This is a genomic window from Actinoplanes sp. NPDC051633 (assembly GCF_040681735.1).
Classification (GTDB): Bacteria; Actinomycetota; Actinomycetes; order Mycobacteriales; family Micromonosporaceae; genus Actinoplanes.
Window position 1 is genome coordinate 1 of the sequence record NZ_JBFAZH010001342.1, and the last position, 1933, is coordinate 1933.

The window sequence follows — 1933 nt, forward strand, 5'->3', positions numbered from 1 at the left end:
GGTCGAACGCGTACGGGTCGCCCAGATCCAGCAGGTCGGCCAGCCCCAGGTCGGCGGAGAGCACGGGCTCGCCGGCGTCCGCTCCGCTGAGCCGCAGGGGCGCGAGCTGCCGGGCGAGCGCCTCGGTCTCGGCCGCGGACAGAGCGTCCGCGACGCCGATCGGCGCTCCCGCGGCGGCCAGCGAGCCGGCGCCGGAGACGTCGAGCACCAGCGCGCCGTGGTCCAGCGCGCGCGGCGCCGGCCCGAGATCGATCACGACGACGCCCTCGAGCCCACCCACCGGCACGTCTCCGCCGTCCACCACCACGACGATCTGCGGTCCCGCCGACGTCGAGGGACCGGACGGGTCGAACCGTGGCCGCGTCGAGAGCAGCGAGTCGAGCAACGGGAAACCGATCAGGCGCGCCGGCCCAGCCGCGTCGGTCAGCTCCGGATGATGGGCGTGCGGCAGCCACTTCACCCAGTCCCACGCGGCGAGCCGGTCCGGCGCGGCGCACACGGCGATCCGCACGTCGTCCGGCGCGTGCATGGTGGCGAGCTGGCCGAGCATCGCGCGGACCAGCGCCACGGCCCGCGCCCGGTCACCCTGGACGTGCACCCGCGCGAACCCGGTCAGCGGCAACGCCAGTGGCAGCTCCGGCACCGCCGCGTACGTGCGGATGAACCGCCGCAACGCCAGGGCGGACAACGGCTCCAGCTGCTCGAGCGGTTTCGTGCTGGGCGGCACCAGGGCGGTCGACGGCTCCTGCGTACCCGTGCCCACCCGCACCACCGCGAAGTCCTCGTCGCCGGCCCGCCGCTCCCACAGCCGGGGGCCGGCCGCGACGGCCCACAGCTGCGACGGCTCCGGGTGCAGGAAGGCCGTCGCGGCCCGCTGCCGCTCGATGTCGCGCCGCATCCGGAACCGGTGCTGGGCCAGCCGCCGCAGATAGAGCCGCCGCGCGTGCGCCATCGTCGCCCCGCTCGGCCCGCCGGTGCGCAACACCGCCACCAGCACCAGGGCGAGCACCACGACGCCGAGCACCACGAAGATGACCAGCCGCGCGGTGGGACCCGCCGAGCCGGAGTACATCAGCAGCACCGCGCCCAGGATGACCACCATCGGCAGCATGGTCAGCGTCTGCGTCCACGACCGCTCGGCCGGCGCGGGGATCTCCGGCGGGGCGTCCAGCACCAGCTCGCCCGAGGGCAGCTCCGGTGCCGGCCGCCGGGCCGGTCGCCGCACGGTTTCCATCGCCATGCGTCTCATGGTGGGTCGGCGCGCGCTCCCGGGGCCGCCGCTGGCAGGAAGCGGTCGGGGCGGTGAACCCGGCCGCGAACGGACCTAGCGTCGTCCACATCAGACCTCTGGAAGGGGACACACCGTGGCTGGAGACCAGCTTCACGCAATGTCCGAGACCCTCGACCGCGCCGCTCAGATGGCCGGCACCGTCTCGGACAGCATCGACGGGCACATGGGGACCCTGCGGCCCACCGTCGACAGCATGCGCGGGCAGTGGGAGGGCACCGCGAGGGTCGCGTTCGAGAACGCGCACAAGGCGTGGGAGGAAGGCATTGCCCGGCTCACCGTCGCGATGCGCACGCTCGGCGAGAACACGACGTTCTCGTCGAACACGTACCAGGAGACGGACGCGACCAACAGCGCCCAGCTGAACAAGATCTCGTCCATGGGCATCACCTCCGCCCTGCGCGGCTGAGCAAGGGAGACACCAATGCTGATCAAGGGCAACTTCGGCGCTCTGGACGCGATGGCCCAGCAGGTCAACGCGACGGTCGGCCGCGTGCAGGCCGAGATGGACACGTGGGCGACCCAGGCGGGCGCCACGACGACCGACTGGATGGACGGCGCCGGCGACCAGTTCACCGAGGTGAGCGCTGCGTGGAAGCAGGTCTCGGAGTCGCAGCAGCTGATGCTGCAGGCGATCCAGTCCGG

2 protein-coding genes and 1 pseudogene are annotated in these 1933 nt (G+C 73.3%); 2 read left to right on the forward strand and 1 reads right to left on the reverse strand.

The genetic code is table 11. The features are described 5' to 3' along the window. A pseudogene (locus AB0M20_RS40760) lies at positions 1–1240 on the reverse strand (type VII secretion protein EccC); the annotation flags it as partial. A gap of 124 nt (positions 1241–1364) precedes the next feature. Here AB0M20_RS40760 and AB0M20_RS40765 point away from each other — a divergent pair. After that, positions 1365–1697, forward strand: a complete 333-nt coding sequence (locus AB0M20_RS40765; protein WP_364306580.1) for a WXG100 family type VII secretion target — start codon at positions 1365–1367, stop codon at positions 1695–1697. 15 nt (positions 1698–1712) lie between these two features. Beyond that, on the forward strand, positions 1713–1933 hold a 221-nt coding region (locus AB0M20_RS40770; RefSeq protein ID WP_364306582.1), incomplete at its 3' end, for a hypothetical protein.